The following is a 17938-nucleotide window of genomic DNA, read 5'->3' on the forward strand; positions in this document are numbered from 1 at the left end:
GATCAAAGCGCTCGCGTATCGGGCGCATCGAGCGCGTCCACCACTTCCACCTGCACGCCGAGCAGCGCGCGAAACGGTTCGAGCGCCGCTTCGCCCGCGCTCGCGGCGGTAATCAGACGCCACTCGCGCTCGATCGGCGTCCAGTGCTGCTGGCGCGCGCGGCCGAGCTTGTCCGAGTCCGCCAGCACGATCACCTGCGCCGCGCGCCGGATCATGCAGTCCTTGAGCGACGCCTGCTGCGCGCTCGCTTCGCACAGACCGAATCCGGCCACCACGCCGTCCGCGCCGAGAAACGCCGTATCGACGCTCACGCGCGTGAGCAGCAGTTCCGCGAGCGGGCCGAGCGTGCTCATGCTGGAGCTGCGCAGATCGCCGCCGAGCAGCGTGACCTGAATGCCGGGCGCGTTCGCGAGCGTGGCGACCGCGAGCAGATTGTTGGTGACGACATGCAGATCGCTGCGCGCCAGCAGATGACGCGCGAGCGCGGCGCAGGTGGTGCCGCCGTCGAGCATGACGGTGTCGCCGTCGCGCACGTGAGCCGCGGCCGCCAGCGCGATGCGCTCCTTCTGCTCGCGCTGCGCCGCCTTGCGTTCCTCGAGCGAGGCCTCGGGTTCGTGCACGCCGACCAGCGCGGTCGCGCCGCCATACGTGCGCACGAGCCGGCGCTGCTTGTGCAGCACCGCGAGATCGCGGCGGATCGTGGCTTCCGACACGCCCAGCGCCTCCGTCAACTGTTCGACGTTGGCCTCGCGCGTCTGCACGAGTTCGAGAATGGCGCGGTGACGGTCGGACGCTTTCATTGCTAAAAAGTGAGCTGCGGGAACCCGGCGATCTTACACGATGGCACGTGCGCGCCGGGCCGCGCGGCCCATGACGGCGGCTTGGCGTTTAGCGGCGCGCCTCGTGTCGCGCCGGGTGTCAAACTTAACGGCGCGTCGCCAGCTCCGCGCCCTGACGCAGCGCTTCGAGCATGCTGCCTTCGTCCACGACGCCCTTGCCCGCGATATCGAACGCCGTGCCGTGATCGACCGACGTGCGGATCACTTCGAGACCCACGGTGACGTTCACGCCCGCTTCGAGGCCGAGCACCTTCACGGGGCCGTGGCCCTGATCGTGATACATCGCCACGACGAGGTCGAAGTCGCCGCGGCCCGCACGAAAGAACAGCGTGTCGGCGGGCAGCGGGCCGGTCACGTCGAGACCGCGTTCCTGCAGCAGCTTGACCGCCGGAATGATCTTCTCTTCCTCTTCGCCATAGCCGAACAGACCGTTTTCGCCCGCATGCGGATTGATCCCGCACACGCCGATGCGCGGCTTCGCGATGCCCGCCTTCACGAGCGTGGCGTTGCCGCGCTCGATCGTGCGCTGCACGAGGCCCGGCTCGATCTTGCGGATCGCGTCGATGATGCCGATGTGCGTCGTCACGTGAATCACGCGCAGTTGCGGCGCGACCAGCATCATCGAGACTTCGTCGACGCCCGTGAGGTGCGCGAGCATTTCCGTGTGGCCCGGATACTTGTGGCCGCCCGCGTGCAGCGCTTCCTTGTTCAGCGGCGCGGTGCAGATCGCGTCGATCTGCTTCGCCTGCGCCAGTTCGACGGCGCGCGCGATATAGCGGTAGGCGGCGTCGCCCGCGAGCGGCGACAGTTCGCCGAACGGCAGATCTTCGGGAATCAGTTCGAGGTCGATCACGTCGATCGTGCCTCGTTCGTAGCGCGCCTGCGACGGATCGGCGATGCGGCGCACGTCCATGTCGAGCTGGCAGATGACGATCGCGTGCTCGAGCCGGCGCGCGTCGCCGATCACGAGCGGACGGCATTGTTCGTAGACCTGCGCGTGCGTCAGGCTCTTGACGACGACTTCGGGGCCGACGCCGGCGGCGTCGCCCATCGTGATGCCGATGACGGGGATATAGGTGCTCATACGTTCCTCGATGGTGCGGTGGGCGCAACGGCGTCCGGCGCCGTTGGCTCGTGTTTTGTGCTGTTGTGTTGCGTGCTGTCCGGTTCGCCCGGTGTGCGAGCTTGCGTCTCTTCGTGCGGCGTGCCGCGCAGGTGCAGCCAGGCCGCGTACAGCGCCTGTTCGGTGCCGAACGCGCCCGCCTTCGTGACGACGGCGGGCCGGTGCGCGCGCGCGGGCGCATGCGGACGCGCGACCGCCACGCCCGCTTCGATTTCGGCGATCAGACGCAGGCTGCCGATGCCGGCCGCGTCGAGCATCGCGCGCGCGGTCTCGCCGCCCGTCGCGATCAGGCCCGCGGTCTGCGTGAAATGCGGTGCGACGAGCGCCGCGAGCCGCGCGGACAGGCGTGCGCCCTCGGCGGGATCGAAGGCGTCGTCGCGACCGATGCGCAGCAGCAGATCCGCGCCCGCCGCCAGCGTCGCGCCGATGCGCGCGTCCCACTGCGGCCAGTGCGCGTGCGTGTCGCCCGCGCGCAGCACGGCGGGCGGCACGATCAGTTCGGCAAGTCCCGCGCGCTCGCGCAGGACTGCGCATTGGCGCTCGCCGACCGCCGAGAGGCTGCCGACCAGCACCAGAATCGGGCCGGGTCCGCTGCCGCCGAGGTCGGGCGCCGAAGGCTTGAGTGCGCTGGCATCGTCCGCTTGAGTTGCGGTCTGGGTGGCGGCTTGCGCCGCATCCAGCGTCGCCAGTTCGCGCGCGAGACCGCCCGAGCCGACCCAGAAAAACGCGCTGTCGAGCGCGAGCGTGGCGCGCGCGAGTGCGCGCAACTCGTCGGCGCTCTGGGCATCGACGATCAGCGCCCGCGCGCCGTCTTCGCCTTCCGCCGCAATCAGCGCCACGCGGCGCGCGAGCGCGCGCGGGTCGGCGTGCAGCGTCGCTGCGTCGAAACGCTCGCTGCGCAGTCCGGCCGCCGCCAGCATGACGGCCATGTCGGCGGGACGATCGGCGTGTTCGAGACGCCACGTCTCGGTCTGCGCGAGCGGCACGCCATGCACGAGCAGCGCGCCGTCGCGCACCGTGCGACCGGTCGCGGGAAACGCGGGCGCGACGATCGCGAGACCGGCGCGCGCCTGCAAGGCCGCGACTTCGGCGGCCCAGTTGCCGCGCAGCGTCGAATCGATTTTCTTGTAGAGCTTGCGCTGCGGCGCGGACGGTTCGCCCGCGCCGCGCAGCGCCTCGAACGCCTGCGCCGTGCGCGCCGCCGCGTCGGCAGGCGTGAGACGGCGCGTGTCGGTGTCGGCGGCGATCACGTCGGCGGCGAGTGGCGTGTCGTCGTGCGGCACGTCATCCTGCGCGGTCGCGACGTTGGCCGCACCTTCGTCCGCGCGCGACGCGTCGAGCGTCACCAGCGTGCGATGGCCCGCGTTGGCGAAACCAATCGCGCAATCGGCGGCGCCAGACAGATCGTCGGCAATGATCAGCAGCTTCATTGCGCGACCCGTTTCGCGTCCGGTGCGTCAGCCTGATTCTGGACTTGCGCCTCGCCGCGGCGCGCGAGGCGCGCATTGGCGCGCTTCGCGACCCACGCGGTCAGCACGGGCGAGACGATCGCCGAGACCACCACGGCCGCCGCCACCAGCAGCGTCGCGCTCTGCGCGGCCGGTTCGTAGACCGGATTGGCCGCGGCCACCAGCGCCGGAACCGCCGCCGCGTTGCCCGCGGTGTTGGCCGCCGCCACGCCGGCCACGCCCGTGCCGCCGGTCGCGCGATCGGCGAAATAGAGCGGAATACCCGTCACGACCACCACGCCGATGCCAAGCCCGATGCCCAGCAGGCCCGCCTGCCAGACCTTGTGCAGATCGAGGCCCGCGCCGAGCGCCAGCGCGAAGAACGGAATCATCACCGGCACGGCGCGCGCGAGGAAAGCGCGCATTTCGCGGTCGAGATTGCCGAGCAGCATGCCCGCGCACAGCGGCAGGATGCTGCCGACCAGCGTCTGCCACGGAAACGCCGAGAGGCCCGCCACGCCGAGCGTGACCATCGTGAGAAACGGGCCCGATTCGAGCGACATGATCGTGTACGCGCCCACGTCTTCCGAGCGGCCGTACTGGCCCATCAGCGCCATATAGAGGCCGCCGTTGGTGTCGTTCATCGCGGCGATCACGGCCAGCGTGGAGAGACCCGCGAACAGACCCGAGGCGATCGGCGCCTCGCCGAGCAGATGCCCCATCACGATGCCGACCAGGATCGCCGCGCCCACCTTGGTCGCGAACAGCGCGCCGCCCTTCTTGAGCAGATAGGGCGTGGCCTTCACGTCGATGCTCGCGCCCATGCACACGTAGAACACGGCGAGGATCGGCAGCGAGCCGGTGAACAGCGCATTCGTGAACGAGCCGAAGAATTTCGGCAGACCGGGCGCAAAGGTCGCGACGAGCGAACCGAGCAGCAGCGGCACGATCATCATGCCGCCGGGAACGCGCTCGATCGAACGCTTGATGGGAATCTGAGCCATGGGGAGTCTCCTCAATGATGATCCGATCGGCGCATGACCCGGGACGACGCGCCCGGTTTGAGCGTCTTGATCGGTTTGCTCACTTTTTTGATTGAAACGATCATGGCGGAGTGTAAACGCGCGCTACGTTTTGCGCAATTCGATCAAACGAATGATCGAAACGATCAAATTGGGGACGATAGGCCGCGCGACGCGCACGCGCGAGCGCGCCCGGCCGCGGGTTTGCGGCGTGCAGGATAAAACGAAGGGAGCGGCGTTGCTGCCGGCGTTACGCGCGCGGGTGTTGATCGACGTGGGCGGCGTGGGCGGCGTGGGCGGCGTGGGCGAAGTGGGCGAAGTGGGCGAAGTGGGCGAAGTGGGCGAAGTGGGCGAAGTGGGCGGCGTGGGGCGGCGTGGGGCGGTGCTGAAAGGCGCGGGGCGGCGTGTGCGGACGCCGTCCGCGTGCTGACGGGATCAGGCAGACCGCGTCAGGCCGCGAATTCGCCGCGCGGCGCGACGAAGCGCGCAGCCGGATCGACCTCGGAACGTGTGAGAGCGTGCTCGAGCGTCGTCGAGCCGACGCGCTCCAGCAGATGCAGCAGCTTGGCGATACGCGACCGCTGGCTGGCGACGAGATCGTGCGTCTGCTCCAGCGTCTGCAGCCGCTTGCGGCAGTATTCGCGGTCGATGCCGCGCGTCGCATTGGCCACCGTCGCGAAGCTGAGAAACTGCACCATGCGCTCGACGTGATCGAGTTGCGCATCGGCGAGCCGCGCGGTTTTCGGCGGGTCTCACTCGTACTCATTAAAGGCCCCTGGTCGTTTCTGTCCTGCGTCCCGGCTTCGCTGGAAAGCGCCGCGGCAGGCCGACTTCCCCCGACCGGCCGTCTCGACGCCACGCTGCTCCCGCCCGGCCGGACGCCATTGCCCGAACACAGTGCGAAACCCGACTATTTGTCGTACGACAATACCTGGTAATGTTTGGTAGGCTTGACCGTCCGTCTCAAACGCATCCGTTGACCGAGATCGACACTGATCGACACCGAATCGACACTCAACCGCCGCCACGCCGTGAACGCACCTCCCGCCCCGGGCGAACTCGCCCGCGAACCCGCCAGCGGCGCCGTCCTTGCGGCGAGCCGGTTCAGCACGCACGCGCAGGCGCGCGGCGAGCAGCTGATCGCGTGGCGCGAGCGCGTCGGGCATGTCGTGGACGTGGTGCCGTCGCGCGGCCAGATCGAAGGCGGCTTTCGCGGCCAGATCGACCGCTACGCGGCGGCCGGCTTCTCGTTCACCGATTGCACGACCGACGCGCTGGTGCTGGAACGCCCGGTCGCGCGTGTCTCGACCGACCGGCGGCGCGACTTCGCGTTCCATCTCTACGCGCAGGGCGACTCGGGCCTCACCACCGGCATGCGCCGCAAACGCAGCGCCGACGAGACGCCCACGCGCATCATCGCGATGGACATGAACCAGCCGTTCCGCGTGGAACGGCCGGCCTGCCGCGTACTCAGCGTGTTCGTGCCGCAGGAAACCGTCGACGCCAACCTGCCCTACGCCGAGTCGATCCACGGTCAGGGCCTCGCGCCGCACACGCCGCTCGCGCAATTGAGTCTCGCGCACGCGCTCGCGCTGGCCGACACCCTGCCGCAACTCGACGCCGCCCAGGCCGCCGAAGCCATGCAGCTTGCCGCGCAACTGCTGCTGGCCGCGTATCGCGGCGAGGCGCGCCTCGGCGAGCGCGGGCGCGCCGCCGCGCAGGCCGCCGTGATGAACCAGGTGCGCCGTTACGTCGATGCGAACCTGCATCAGGCCGATCTCACGCCCAGCACCGTGGTCGCGGCGCTGCAGCTCAAACGCGCCACGATCTATCGCTGGTTCGAGCAGGAAGGCGGGCTGGGCGCGTATATCCGCCATCGACGGCTGCGCGAGGCCGCCGACGACCTGGTGCGCTTTCCGCATCTGCTCGTCACCGAGATCGCGTACGGGCTGGGCTTCAACAGCGCGTCCGATTTCACGCGCGCGTTCCGGCGCGCATTCGGCATGAGCCCGCTCGACATGCGCGCGCGGGCGCTGGAGCTTCGGCGCGCGACGGCGTGACAGACGTAAAGCGCGCGCGAGGCGCAGGCTATGACGGCGGCAAGCTGATGGTGGCCGGCGACGCGCTGAGGGGGTGAAGTGAAAAGCGCGGGCTCATCGGACCGCGCTATCAAGGTTCAATACAACAGATCCTCGTAGAACGCGCCGAACGGCTTCGTCGGATGCGCGATCTGGATTTCGAGAATCCACAAACCGGCGTTGGGGCACGCGTCGAAATCGCCGAGATCGCCTGCGCGATAGATCGCATGCGGAAAGTCCGAGACGCGATGGCCCTTGATGTCGAGATTCAGACGCCAGCCCAGCGCTTGCGCGCGCTCGTCGGCATAGGCATAGAGCGCCGTGCCCGCCGCGCCCGTTTTACGCCAGTGCTGCTCGACGTCGTCGAACAGTGTTTTCGCGGCCGCGGCGCAGGCCTGCATTTCCGCATCGTCGCCGACGACGAAGGTCGCGCCCGCATCGCCCTCGTGCGCGCCCCAGACCACGCCGAGATCGAGAAAGAAGATGTCGTTGGCCCGCAGCACCGGATCGCCGACCGAGCGCTCCTTGAACATGCGCAGCGTGTTCTCGCCGAAACGCACGATGGTCGGATGCCAGATGCGATCCATGCCGAGCGCTTCCATCTCCGCCTTGCACAGCGCCGCCGCTTCCGACTCGCGCATGCCCGGCACGACGCGCGGCGCCACGCGCTCGATCACCTGCCAGGTGCGCTCGCGCGCCGTCTGCATCTGTTCCTTCACGTACTTGCTGCCTACCGCTTCCTTCGCCGCTTGGGTTGCCTGTGCTGTCTGGGGACTTGTTGTCGTGCTCACCGTGGTCTCTCCGCTTCGATATATCTTTTTGAATATATCGCGCGAGACCGCGCATGTCCATTCGACGCGCGGCCTCGCGGCAGGCAGCGGGAGACGCCCGAAAGTCAGCGCGCGAAGTACATGTCGTGCAGTTCGTCGACGTTCACGTCCTTCGCGCGCGCCTCGAACGTCACCTTGCCGCCCTGCATCAGATAGACCTGATCGGCGAGCCGCAGCGCCATGTGCGTGTTCTGCTCGACGAGTACGATGGTGCGCCCCGCCGCCTTGAGCCGTTCGAGAATCGCGAACACTTCCTGCACCATCACCGGCGCGAGACCCAGCGACGGCTCGTCGATCAGCATCAGTTGCGGCGACGACATCAGCCCGCGCCCCAGCGCAAGCATCTGCGCCTGGCCGCCCGACAAGGTGCCGGCGGGCAGCGCGCGGCGCTCCTTGAGCAGCGGAAAGAGCCCGTAGACTTCTTCGAGTTGCCGCGCCGCGCCCGCGCGCCGCGACTTCGCGAACGCGCCGAGCATGAGGTTTTCTTCGATCGACATGTCGCGGAAAATCATGCGCCCCTCCGGCACCATCGCAATGCCGCGCTGCGCCATGTCCCACGTCGGCACACCGGCGAGCGGCGCGCCGTCGAACGCGATCTCGCCGTGCGCGAGCGGCACGAGGCCCATGATCGCGCGCAGCAGCGTGGTCTTGCCCGCGCCGTTCGGCCCGACGATCGTCGTCACCTCGCCCTTCGCCACCGCGAGCGAGACGTCCCAGAGCACGTTGATCGCGCCGTAACCCGCGCGCGCGTGGCGAATCTCGAGCATCTCAGGCATGAGCGGCCTCCCCCGTATAACTGCGCACGACTTCCGGATCGCGGAACACGTCGGCAGGCGGACCATCCGCGATCAGCTTGCCGAAATTGAGCACCGCCACGCGGCGGCACAGGTTCATCACCGTTTCGATATCGTGCTCGATAATCAGGATTCCTACGCGATAACGCTCGTGCACGTCGAGCAGCGTCTTCATGAAACGGCGTTTGGTGGCCGTCTCCAGGCCGCCGAGCACTTCGTCGAGCAGCAGCAGTTTCGGGCCGGTCGCCAGCGCTTTCGCCACTTCGAGCGCCTTGAGTTCGGTGAGCGCGAGTTCGGTGGCCGCGTCGCGCTGCGCCTTGCCCGCGAGCCCCATGAAGTCGAGAATCTCGTCGATGCGCGCCTCGTCCACGCGGCCCGCGCCGAAGCGTTGCGCGACGATCAGATTCTCGCGCACCGTGAGTTCGTGCAGCGGTTGCGGCACCTGGAACGTGCGCCCGATGCCAAGGCGCGCGCGCCGGTACAGCGGCGTCTTGAGCAGGTCGATGCCCTCGAAGCGGATCGCGCCGCTCGTCGGCCGCACGAGTCCCGAGATCGCGTTGAACAGCGTGGTCTTGCCCGCGCCGTTCGGCCCGACGAGACCCACCACGTCGTGCGTGCCGAGCGTGAGCGAGACGCCGCTCACCGCCGTGAGTCCGCCGAAACGGATCGACACATCCTTGAGTTCCAGTTCAGCCTGCTGCATGGACACCTCGCCCGGTACGTTTGAAGCGCAGCGCGGTCAGCCCCGCGGGACTCACGATGATCATCGCCACCAGCAGCATGCCGAGCACGATCTGATGCCCCGTCGGCAGCAGGCTCTTGAGCACGAGCTGATCGATCAGATAGACCGACACCGCGCCGACCAGCGGCCCGAGTATCGTGCGATAGCCGCCGCAGATCGCCGCGATGATCGGCACCACGGCCCAGCTCGCGTTGAACGCGTAATCGGGTTCGAGAAAGTTGATGTAGTGCGCGTTGAAGGCGCCGACCAGCCCCGTCATGAGCGCGGAGAGCATCAGCATCGCGAGCTTGAGGATCACGCTGTTGACGCCCACGACGCGCGTGGCGTCCTCCGATTCGTGCATCGCGCGCAGCGCGAGCCCCACGTTCGAGCCGCGCAGCTTCGCATAGAGCAGCGCGAAGGCGAGCACGAGCGTGAGGATCACGACGTAGCCGCCGCTCTTGCTGCCGAAGTCCACGCCGAGCAGCTTCGGCAGCGCCGGAATGCTGGACAGGCCGCTCGCGCCGCCCGTCAATCCCGACCATTCCGTCGCGACGATGCGGAAGATCTGCGCATACGCGAGAATCGCCAGCGCGAAATACGGGCCTTTCAGACGCAGCGCGGGCGCCATCGCGAGCGAGGCGACGCTCGCGCCCACGCCGCCCGCGAGCATCGCGGGAAACACGGGCCAGCCCGCCTTGAGCGTGAGCAGCGCGGAGATATACGAGCCCACGCCGAAGAACGCGCTGTGCCCGAAGCTGACCATGCCGCCGAGATTGCCGAGCAGCGCCCAGGCGAGCGCGATGCCCGCGATCGTCAGCGACGCGACCGCGAGACTCATCAGATAGAGGTTCTGCCCGAGCGCGAGCGGCACGGCCGCGTAGAGCACGACGAGCGTGACAACGAGCCCGGCGATGCGTTGCGCGGACCAGACCGGCTTCGCGCGCGCGTCGGCGCTCGTCGCGACGGCGGGCGTGTGAGTGGTGGTGGTGTTCATCGAGTTTCCCCCGTCATCCTCGTCTTTTCGCCACGCCGAACAGGCCGTTGGGCAGCACGTACAGCACGATCAGGAACAGCAGCATGCCGGCCAGTTCCTGCAACGCCGAACTCGCGAGCGTGACGGTGAGCGCCTCGGCCACGCCGAGCAGCAGCGCGCCCGCGAGCACGCCCGGAATCGACCCCACGCCCGCCAGCACGGTGATGATGAAGGCCTTGACCGTCAGCGCCTCGCCGATCGCGGGCTGCACCGCGCTCGACGCATAGATCGACACGCCCGCGCACGACGCCAGCACGCCCGCGACCACGAACGACACCAGTTCCACCTTGCGCGGATCGATGCCCATCAGGCGCGCCGCGTCGCGATTGCTCGAAATCGCCCGCACCGCGCGCCCGTACCACGAGCGCGTCAGCCACCACCAGAGCGCGAGCATCAGCAGCACGCTGATGCCGAACGACATCACTTCGCTGCGCATCGACAGCAGATCGCCGAGCATCACGCTGTCCTGCAGCCAGGCGTCGTTGGTCGAGCGCACGTCGGCGCCCCAGCCGAGCAGCACGGCGTTCGTCAGCACGATGCCGATGCCGTAAGTGAGGATCAGCGAATTCAGCTCGCGGTCGCGCTTGATGCGGCTCACGAGATACCACGCGAGCGCGGCCGCCGCGCACACGACCGGAATCGCCACGGGAATCGCGAACACCGGATTGATGCCCAGCCGCGTTTCGAACGTATAGGCGATATACGCGGCCAGCAGCACGAGTTCGCCGTGCGCGAGATTGATGATGCGCATCGAGCCGAACACCAGCGCGAGCCCGAGCGCGACGAGCGCATACGCGCCGCCCACCAGCACGCCCGAATACAGCGACTGCAACACGAGTTCGCTCATCGCGATCTCCCTATCGATAACAGCGTCGAAAACAGCGCACGAAGCGCGAAGCGCGCGATCACCACGGCAGCGCCGGGAAGTTGAGCTTGCCGGTCGCGCGTTCCTTCGGCCACACGAGCACGATGCGGTCGCCCTGGATCTGCGCCATGTTGTTGAGGAACGACGGGTTGTCGCCGTTGGCCGCGAAGCTGACCTTGCCGATCAGCGTGTCCTGCGGCTTCGCGCGCAATTCGGCGGCGATGCCGTCCTTCTTGAGCGTGCCCGCGTCGGCGGCGCGCGCCATCGCGTTGAACAGCAGCACCGACTGCACGAAGGCGAACTCGGCGACGTAATCGGGCTCCTTCTTGTAGGCCGCGACGTAGGCGTCGACGAAAGCCTTGCCCTCGGCCGTGCCGAACTGCGCCGGATGCGGCAGCATCGCGCAACCGATCACGTTGTTGACGAGGTCCGGAAACTCGCTGGCCATCTTCGGCGTGGCGAGCGACCACGCGCCCATCACCGCCTTCAGTTGCGGCTTGAGCACCTTGGCCGCGCGCAGGATGCCGATGTAGTCGTTCTCGTAGCCGATCATCAGCATCACGTCGGGCTTGTCCTGCAGGCGGATCTTGTTGACGACCGGCTTGAAGTCGGTCATCGACGGCTCGAACATATGCACCGTCACTTTCACGCCCTGCGCGCGCAGCTTGTTGGCGACGTCGCTGCTCACGTCGGCGGTCGCCTGTCTCGTGGACGCGACGATGGAGACCGACTTCGCGCCCATCGCGTCGAGCTGGCCGAGCATCGCCTTCGAATAGCCCGATGCGGGCCCGACGCGGAAGAAGCGCTTGAGCCCGCGCGAGGTGATGCCGCTGTCCACCGCGCCCGAGGTGATGTAGACGAGACCGGCCTTGTCGGCGGCCTCCGAGGCCGGGCTGACCGAGTTCGAGCCGTAGCCGCCCGTGATCGCGAGCACGCCTTGCGAAGCGAGCTTTTCGACGGCGGAGACGGCCTTGGCCGGTTGCGCCTCGTCGTCGATCACGGTGAGCGCGACCTTGTGCTTGCCGGTGCCGCCGAACTTGCCGCTGTTGAACAGGTCGGCCGCCACCTTGATGCCTTCGAGCTGCGCGGTGCCCGCGCGCGCCATCGAACCGGTGAGCGGCAGTTCGACGCCCACCGGCAGGACTTCCGCGAACGCGGCGGGCGTCGCGCCCAGCAGCGCGAGCGCGCTCACGCTCAGGTTGACGAAATAACGGATCGCGGCGCGCGACCCGGCGCGCCGCTGGCGAGAAGCGTTATGTGCAGTGCTGCGATCCATCGTGCCTCCAAACCGGCTTTTATGGTTTCATGCGCGCCCTGGCCGCGGGCGCGTCGTTCGTTGCGCGTCGTTGTGCGCGCTTTTTATTTAATTCGGATACCGTATTGTTTTTATTTCGCTTGCAGGCCGCTCACCACGGTACGCCCGGATAGGCGGGTTTTGCAGTGGCCACCTGCTGCGGCCAGACCAGCGCGAGCTTGTCGTCGCGCGCGAACTGCCCCATGTGCGCGACGTAGTGCGGATTGTCGCCGCGCGCATCGAAACTCACCTTGCCGAGGAAGGTGTCGTCGCGCTGCGTGGCGCGCAGCGTATCGGCGAGACCGCCCTTGTCGAGCGTCCCGGTCTTCTGCGCCTGCGCGATGGCGTCGAACAGCACCTGCGCGTAGACGAACGAAGTCTGCGACTGATAGTTCGACACGGTCTTGAAGAGACGCTGATACGTCTCGGAGAAGTCACGCTGATCCGCCGAGCGGTAATCGGCCGGCGACGCCAGCACCGTCGCGCCATACACGTTGGGTACGAGGTCCGGGAAGGACTGCGCCATCTTCGGGCTCGCGAACGCCCACGGCGCGGCGATCGCCTTGAGGTCGGGCTTGAGCACGCGCGCGGCGCGCAGAATGCCCACGTAGTCGTTCTCGTAGCCGAGCATCGCGAGCGCGTCGGGCTTGTCCTGCAACTTGACCTTGTTGACGAGCGGCTTGAAGTCGCTGATCGACGGATCGTAGGCATGCAGATACGTCTTCACGCCCTTGGCCTTGAGCGCGGCGTCGAGCTGGCGCGCGAGGTCGCTGGTGGCGTCTTTCGTCGAATAAAGAATGGCCACCGACTTCACGCCGAGCGAGTCGAACAGGCCCGTCATGCCGCGGGTGTAGCCCGGCGTGTTGCTCACGCGAAAAAAGTTCTTGAGGCCGCGCGACACCATGTCGTCGCTGGTGCCGCCCGACGTCATGTAGACGATGCCCGCCTTGCTCGCCGCTTCCGAGGCCGGGCCCGCGCAATTCGAGTTGGCCGCGCCCGCGATCGCCACCACGTGCTGCGAGGCGAGCTGTTCGACGGCGGCGACGGCCTTGGCGGGATTCGATTCGTCGTCCACGGTCACCAGCGTGATCTTGTCTTGCGGATGACGGCGGTTATACAGGTCGGCGGCCACCTGAATGCCGCGATACATCTCCGTGCCGGCTTGCGCGAGCGGGCCGGTGAGCGGCAGCTCGACGCCGACTTTCCATTCAGCCGCGTGCGCCATGGCGGGTGCGAACGCGCCGCTTAACGTCAATGCCAGCGCCCAGCCCAGCGCGCAAGATGCGCGGGACGTGCGCGATGCACGCCCCATCCGCGTGGTGATGCGAATCATGTCTCCTCCGTGGCCTTCAGGCTTTTTACGAGGTCTTTCTTGTACGCCGCAGTGCGCCGCTCACAATGCTTCGGATGACGAATCAATGAAGCGCGATCGACCGCGGTCCGGCGCGTGAACGGATGAGCGCCGTGGCGAATCGATCGAACTTATCGGGCAGGTGCCAGTGTGGGTGAGCGCCGCGAACCTAACAATTTGTTTTCGGAGAAGTCGGCGTTCGGCGCGGTGGAAGTCGGCATTTGTCCCTATGGAACGCGGGGACGGCAGGAGACCGTGGCGCTACGGGAAAACCCGCGCGCTCAAGGCTCGCGCGGACGCCACTCCGAAAACGTGACGGGCCGCTTCGAATCGCTGTCGGTCACGGTGGCGGGATCGGCGATCAGCGCGTCGCCGTCGGGCTTGTCGTTCAGACGCCAGGCCTGCGAGATCTCCTTGTGAAAGACCCAGTCCTGACGTTTCGGATCGAAGCGGAAGGTGATGTAGTCGGTCCAGTGCGCGCCGCACGCCACTTCGTTCTGCACCGTGAAGTAGCGGTTCTTGATGACGAGGCCGTCGGCGCTGTCGTTGAAGGGATCGCACTGGCCGCCGTCGTCGGCGCGCATGACCACGAGGTCGTTGCGTGCCGCCAGCCGGTAATGGCCATCGGGCTTCTGCACGAAGATCAGCAGCGGACGCGGCGTCGGCTGCTCGCGCGTGTCGCCCGCGCCGTGCACGGCCACGAGATAATCGGTGCGCGGCGAATCGGTGAGCTGTCCGGCCGCATAGGTGATGACCACGTCGCCCTTGGGCAACTGGCGCGCGATCTCGTCGGGCAGCGGCGGCGCGGCGCTCCCGGACGACTCCTGCGCCCAGGCGGGGGCGTGCGACAGACTGGCCGAAACCAGCAGCGACAGAACGGTAATGCGTTTCAACGGGCGGCCTCTCGATGCGTGAAGCCCTGCAGGGTAACACCGGATCATGCCGAAACGGCTGTGACCAGGCGCGACTCGGGGACCGAACACCACCGGTGAAACGCCTCGTCGATACCCCGGCGCGCGCAGGTTCGCCGCTCAATACTTGCATACGCAACCTTTATTCCGTGACAGCGGCGCGGACGCTGCGTTCGCCGGGATCGCCGACGCAATCGCGACACGCCTTCGTGCCCGGTTGGCCCGACTCGCGCCGTCATTGCTGTTCCGGCAATGAACTGATTCGCCAATCGGAACAACCCGACGACGCGTGCGATACGGCCTGGCGCGCTGCCTGGCGTATACCCCCAAGCCTTAGCGGCAAGCCCCGGCGGACGGGCGATTTCCCGTTTCGAATCAACGCGGCGATACACGAAAAAAAAGCCGTAAAAAAATACTCGCGCGAATAAAGGCCTGAATGTCGGGTTTTTTTCGGGTTGCCTCACCTGGGAGGCGCTTCTAGAATCAGAGCGGATTTCGAGCGCGTCTTCGCCATCGGCGCGAAACCGCTCTGCGCAGCCCGCGCTCGCTCGCGTGGCGCGAGACAAAGACTTCAGGAGGACGACACATGATCATTGCGCACCACGATGCACCGCTGCCCGGCCGCAGCGCGAAGGGACACGCAACGGAACACGATGCGGAACACAGCGCGGGACACGAGGCCGGCGCGGGCCAGGGCCGCTCATGACGCGCCCCGGCCATTCGTCGGGCGGCTTCGATGCGGCGCGCTGCGGCAGCGCGAGCGCACGCACCTCGCGCGCCGCTTCGCCCGGCGCGTCGAACACGCCTGAACGCAGCCGTCACGAACGCCCGCGTTCGCGCCTCGCGCCGGTCGGCGCGCTCCATGCCGAGGGAAACATCATGAACGACACGCTCACTCGCGCGGCGCAGTCCGTGCTGGCCGATCTCTGCACGCCGCAATTCGTGCGCGGCGTGGAAACGGCCCACGACCGCCGCGCGGGCCACGCGCTCTGGTGCCAGCTCGACGAACGCGGTCTGCTCGACGCGCTCGTGCCGCGCGCGCAAGGCGGCGCCGATCTGCCGCTCGCCGCCGCCGCGGGCGTGCTGTTCGCGTTCGGTCAGCATGCGTTGCCGCTGCCCGCCGCCCACACGATGATCGCGCGCCACCTGCTCGCGGCCGCGCAGCTCGACGCGCCGCGCGGCCCGATCGCGCTGGCCATCGCCGATGCCTCGCAGTGCACGGCCTTCGTGCCCTACGGCCAGGTCGCCGACGCGGTCGTGGTCGAAACCGCCAAGGGTGTCTGGCTGGTGCCGCTCGACACCGCGCGCGTGGAAAAGCACGGCGACGGCCTCGACGCCACCGTCTGCTTCAGCACCCGGACGGCGCGCGCGCTGCCCGCTGCAGCATCGCCGAACTGGGCGCGATGATCACGGCCGCCACGATGGCGGGCGCGATGCAGCGCGTGCTCGACGTGACCACCGCGTGGGTGCGCGAGAGCACGCAGTCGGCCGCTTCGCAGGCCGGACGCGACACCACGCAGCGCCAGCTCGACGCCATCGCGGCGCACGTCGCCGCCACGCGCACCGCGCGCAGCAGGGCTGCGCCGCGCATCGCAGCGGCGAGCAACGCCTCGCCAGCGCGATCGCGAAAGCGCGCGCGAGCCGCGCCGCGCCGCTGGTCGCCAATGGCGCGCATGGTCTCGCGGGCGCGCTCGGCATCGTGCCCGAGTTCGATCTGCAACTGTTCACGCGCCGCCTGCACGCGCAGCGCCTGCAATTCGGCTCGGAATCGTTCTGGACGAGATCGTCTGCACGCACGCGCAGGGCCGCTCGCACGGGCTCGCCGACGACGCGAGCGGGATTTTCGACGCGCTCGACGAGGCAGCGACGGCGGCGCATTGATACCGTCATCACCGCGCTCGTTACCCGAATGAACCACGCGCCCCTGTCACGGGGCGCGTTTCGTTTTGCCGCCCATCCCGCCCGGCTGTACCTTCACGATCCACGGACAGCTTCACGCGCACGGCCGAACTCGCGCACTGCGCATGAACCGACAACGACACGCCGGCGCACCTCGCCGGCGCCTTAAAACACGTAGTCGGCGGCGCGCGCGAGTTGACGAACGGCCCGCTCAGCACGCGGTTGTGATGCGCCACGATCGCCTGCGCGCTGAGACCGGGCGCGTCCGTGGTCGTGTGCGCGTCTTCGATCAGCACAGTCCGCCAGCCCAGTTCGCTCGCCGCACGGCAGGTCGTATCCACGCAATACTCGGTCTTCATGCCGACGATCGCGAGTTCGTCCACTTTCGCGTCGCGCAGCCACTGCGCGAGACCGGTGCCCGCGAAACAGCTCGGACGCGTTTTATCGAAGGTGACATCGCGTTCTGCATCCACGTGCAGATCCGCCAGCAGTTGCCTGAGCGCGCTGCCCGGCTCGATCGGCGAACCCTTCGGGCCGGTGTGGCGCGCGGCGAAGATCGGCGCATGGGTGGCGCGCGCCCGCGCGATCAGCAGATTGATGTTGTCGAGCACGCGCGCGCCTTCGTGAGGCGGTTCGGCGCCGTTGAACAGACCGCGCTGCATGTCGACGATCAGCAATGCACGGCGGGATTGAACGAGGTCGGACACAACGTTTCTCCATGTGTAGAGCCGATGGCGGACGGAGAAACGACAAGGCCCCGTCCGGATTCGCGGGCCTTGGGTTCGATACGAGGATGCTCGGTGACTTGCGCGCGTATCGGCCTCACGACCCGCCGGAGGCGGTCGTGGTCGTGGTGGTGAGCGGGCGCGCGATGCAGTTCATGTGGACGATGATGCAGCAAACGCGCGACACGCGTCAACGTGAATGTGCGCGCTCAACGCGGCTGCATGCGGATCGCGCCATCGAGGCGTATCGTCTCGCCGTTGAGCATCGGATTGTCGAGGATCTGCATCGCGAGCGCGGCGAACTCATCGGGCGCGCCGAGGCGCGGCGGGAACGGCACCATCTTGCCGAGCGAATCGCGAATCTCCTCGGGCAGCCGCGCGAGCATCGGCGTATCGAACAGACCCGGCGCGATCGTGCACACGCGAATGCCCTTGCTCGCCAGATCGCGCGCGGCCACCAGCGTCATGCCCACCACGCCCGCTTTCGACGACGCATACGGCACTTGACCGATCTGCCCTTCGTACGCGGCCACCGACGCGGTCAGCACGCACGCGCCGCGCTCGCCTGCCGCGTTCGGTTCGTTGCGCGCCATCGCCGCCGCCGCGAGACGCAGCACGTTGAAGGTGCCGACGAGGTTCACGCGCACCACGTTCTCATAGGCTTCGAGCGAGCCCGGCGAGCCGTCCTTTTCGATCAGACGCACCGCGCCGCCGCGTCCCGCGCAATGCACGAGCGCACGCAGCGAACCGCGCTGCGTGGCGGCGTCGATCACGGCGGCCATCTCGTCGCCGTTCGTGACGTCGGCGGCCACGAAGCTCGCCGCCGGTCCCAGTTCGTCGGCCACCGCCGCGCCGCGCGAATTCGGCAGATCGCAGATCACCACCTGCGCGCCCTTCTCCAGCAACTGCTTCGCGCTCGCGAGGCCCAGCCCCGATGCGCCGCCCGTTACTATCGCCACCGCTCCCTTGAGGTTCATCCGTGTGTCTCCTGTCGTCGTTGCC

Annotated in this window: 20 protein-coding genes; 4 read left to right on the forward strand and 16 right to left on the reverse strand. The window is 68.0% G+C overall.

All coding sequences use genetic code 11. The annotated features are described in order from the left end of the window. Positions 1-2: 2 nt before the first annotated feature. From G5S35_RS33000 to G5S35_RS33015, 4 genes are all read right to left on the reverse strand, one after another. A complete protein-coding gene (locus tag G5S35_RS33000) occupies positions 3-800 on the reverse strand; it encodes a DeoR/GlpR family DNA-binding transcription regulator (protein WP_065057794.1) in 798 nt (265 codons plus the stop codon). Positions 801-924: 124 nt separating this feature from the next. After that, complete coding sequence (pdxA, locus tag G5S35_RS33005) at positions 925-1923, reverse strand: 4-hydroxythreonine-4-phosphate dehydrogenase PdxA (protein WP_065057793.1); 999 nt, start codon at positions 1921-1923, stop codon at positions 925-927. Then, entirely contained in the window at positions 1920-3392 is a 1473-nt protein-coding gene (locus tag G5S35_RS33010; protein ID WP_183040560.1) for a four-carbon acid sugar kinase family protein, read from the reverse strand. The genes pdxA and G5S35_RS33010 overlap by 4 nt, the downstream gene beginning before the upstream one ends. Further along, complete coding sequence (locus G5S35_RS33015) at positions 3389-4414, reverse strand: 2-keto-3-deoxygluconate permease (protein ID WP_065057791.1); 1026 nt, start codon at positions 4412-4414, stop codon at positions 3389-3391. Before G5S35_RS33015 ends, G5S35_RS33010 begins: the two co-directional genes overlap by 4 nt. A 229-nt stretch (positions 4415-4643) precedes the next feature. On the opposite strand from G5S35_RS33015, the gene G5S35_RS33020 reads away from it, so the two are divergent. Next, positions 4644-4862 carry a hypothetical protein gene (locus tag G5S35_RS33020; protein WP_183040561.1) on the forward strand — a complete coding sequence of 73 codons (219 nt, stop codon included), beginning with the start codon at positions 4644-4646 and terminating at the stop codon, positions 4860-4862. 19 nt (positions 4863-4881) lie between these two features. On the opposite strand, the gene G5S35_RS33025 is transcribed toward G5S35_RS33020, so the two are convergent. Next, on the reverse strand, positions 4882-5130 hold the full coding sequence (locus tag G5S35_RS33025; protein WP_065057790.1) for a hypothetical protein: 249 nt from the start codon (positions 5128-5130) through the stop codon (positions 4882-4884). A gap of 333 nt (positions 5131-5463) precedes the next feature. Here G5S35_RS33025 and G5S35_RS33030 point away from each other — a divergent pair, with 333 nt between their 5' ends. Continuing rightward, on the forward strand, positions 5464-6492 hold the full coding sequence (locus G5S35_RS33030) for a helix-turn-helix transcriptional regulator (RefSeq protein ID WP_183040562.1): 1029 nt from the start codon (positions 5464-5466) through the stop codon (positions 6490-6492). Positions 6493-6608: 116 nt separating this feature from the next. On the opposite strand, the gene G5S35_RS33035 is transcribed toward G5S35_RS33030, so the two are convergent. From G5S35_RS33035 to G5S35_RS33070, 8 genes are all read right to left on the reverse strand, one after another. Next, complete coding sequence (locus G5S35_RS33035) at positions 6609-7301, reverse strand: M24 family metallopeptidase (RefSeq protein WP_231957416.1); 693 nt, start codon at positions 7299-7301, stop codon at positions 6609-6611. A 104-nt stretch (positions 7302-7405) separates the two neighbouring features. Continuing rightward, positions 7406-8107, reverse strand: a complete 702-nt coding sequence (locus G5S35_RS33040) for an ABC transporter ATP-binding protein (protein WP_074986613.1) — start codon at positions 8105-8107, stop codon at positions 7406-7408. A gap of 1 nt (position 8108) precedes the next feature. Continuing rightward, a complete protein-coding gene (locus tag G5S35_RS33045) occupies positions 8109-8837 on the reverse strand; it encodes an ABC transporter ATP-binding protein (protein WP_124261579.1) in 729 nt (242 codons plus the stop codon). After that, on the reverse strand, positions 8824-9852 hold the full coding sequence (locus G5S35_RS33050; RefSeq protein WP_176081654.1) for a branched-chain amino acid ABC transporter permease: 1029 nt from the start codon (positions 9850-9852) through the stop codon (positions 8824-8826). The genes G5S35_RS33045 and G5S35_RS33050 overlap by 14 nt, the downstream gene beginning before the upstream one ends. A gap of 13 nt (positions 9853-9865) precedes the next feature. After that, positions 9866-10738, reverse strand: coding sequence for a branched-chain amino acid ABC transporter permease (locus G5S35_RS33055; protein ID WP_065057785.1), 873 nt, complete (start codon positions 10736-10738; stop codon positions 9866-9868). 58 nt (positions 10739-10796) lie between these two features. After that, on the reverse strand, positions 10797-12032 hold the full coding sequence (locus tag G5S35_RS33060; protein ID WP_080180321.1) for an ABC transporter substrate-binding protein: 1236 nt from the start codon (positions 12030-12032) through the stop codon (positions 10797-10799). 130 nt (positions 12033-12162) lie between these two features. Next, entirely contained in the window at positions 12163-13383 is a 1221-nt protein-coding gene (locus G5S35_RS33065; protein ID WP_237181931.1) for an ABC transporter substrate-binding protein, read from the reverse strand. 299 nt (positions 13384-13682) lie between these two features. Then, entirely contained in the window at positions 13683-14294 is a 612-nt protein-coding gene (locus tag G5S35_RS33070; RefSeq protein WP_231957414.1) for a hypothetical protein, read from the reverse strand. A gap of 95 nt (positions 14295-14389) precedes the next feature. Here G5S35_RS33070 and G5S35_RS33075 point away from each other — a divergent pair, with 95 nt between their 5' ends. Both G5S35_RS33075 and G5S35_RS33080 read left to right on the forward strand, forming a co-directional pair. After that, the gene (locus G5S35_RS33075) at positions 14390-14740 is read left to right on the forward strand and encodes a hypothetical protein (protein ID WP_183040563.1); all 351 of its coding nucleotides are present in this window, start codon (positions 14390-14392) and stop codon (positions 14738-14740) included. 274 nt (positions 14741-15014) lie between these two features. Continuing rightward, positions 15015-15719, forward strand: coding sequence for a hypothetical protein (locus G5S35_RS33080; protein ID WP_183040564.1), 705 nt, complete (start codon positions 15015-15017; stop codon positions 15717-15719). Here G5S35_RS33080 and G5S35_RS33085 read toward each other — a convergent pair. The 3 genes from G5S35_RS33085 to G5S35_RS33095 form a co-directional block, all read right to left on the reverse strand. Beyond that, positions 15661-16068 (reverse strand): hypothetical protein, encoded by a 408-nt coding sequence (locus G5S35_RS33085; protein ID WP_183040565.1) that lies wholly within the window; start codon positions 16066-16068, stop codon positions 15661-15663. The genes G5S35_RS33080 and G5S35_RS33085 overlap by 59 nt on opposite strands. 145 nt (positions 16069-16213) lie before the next feature. Beyond that, positions 16214-16918: a cysteine hydrolase family protein gene (locus G5S35_RS33090; protein ID WP_338048745.1), complete on the reverse strand. Its 705-nt coding sequence runs from the start codon at positions 16916-16918 to the stop codon at positions 16214-16216. Positions 16919-17145: 227 nt separating this feature from the next. Continuing rightward, positions 17146-17913: an SDR family NAD(P)-dependent oxidoreductase gene (locus G5S35_RS33095; protein WP_065057781.1), complete on the reverse strand. Its 768-nt coding sequence runs from the start codon at positions 17911-17913 to the stop codon at positions 17146-17148. Positions 17914-17938: the final 25 nt, after the last annotated feature.

The sequence above is a fragment of the Paraburkholderia tropica genome, from assembly GCF_014171495.1.
GTDB classification, from domain to species: Bacteria; Pseudomonadota; Gammaproteobacteria; order Burkholderiales; family Burkholderiaceae; genus Paraburkholderia; species Paraburkholderia tropica.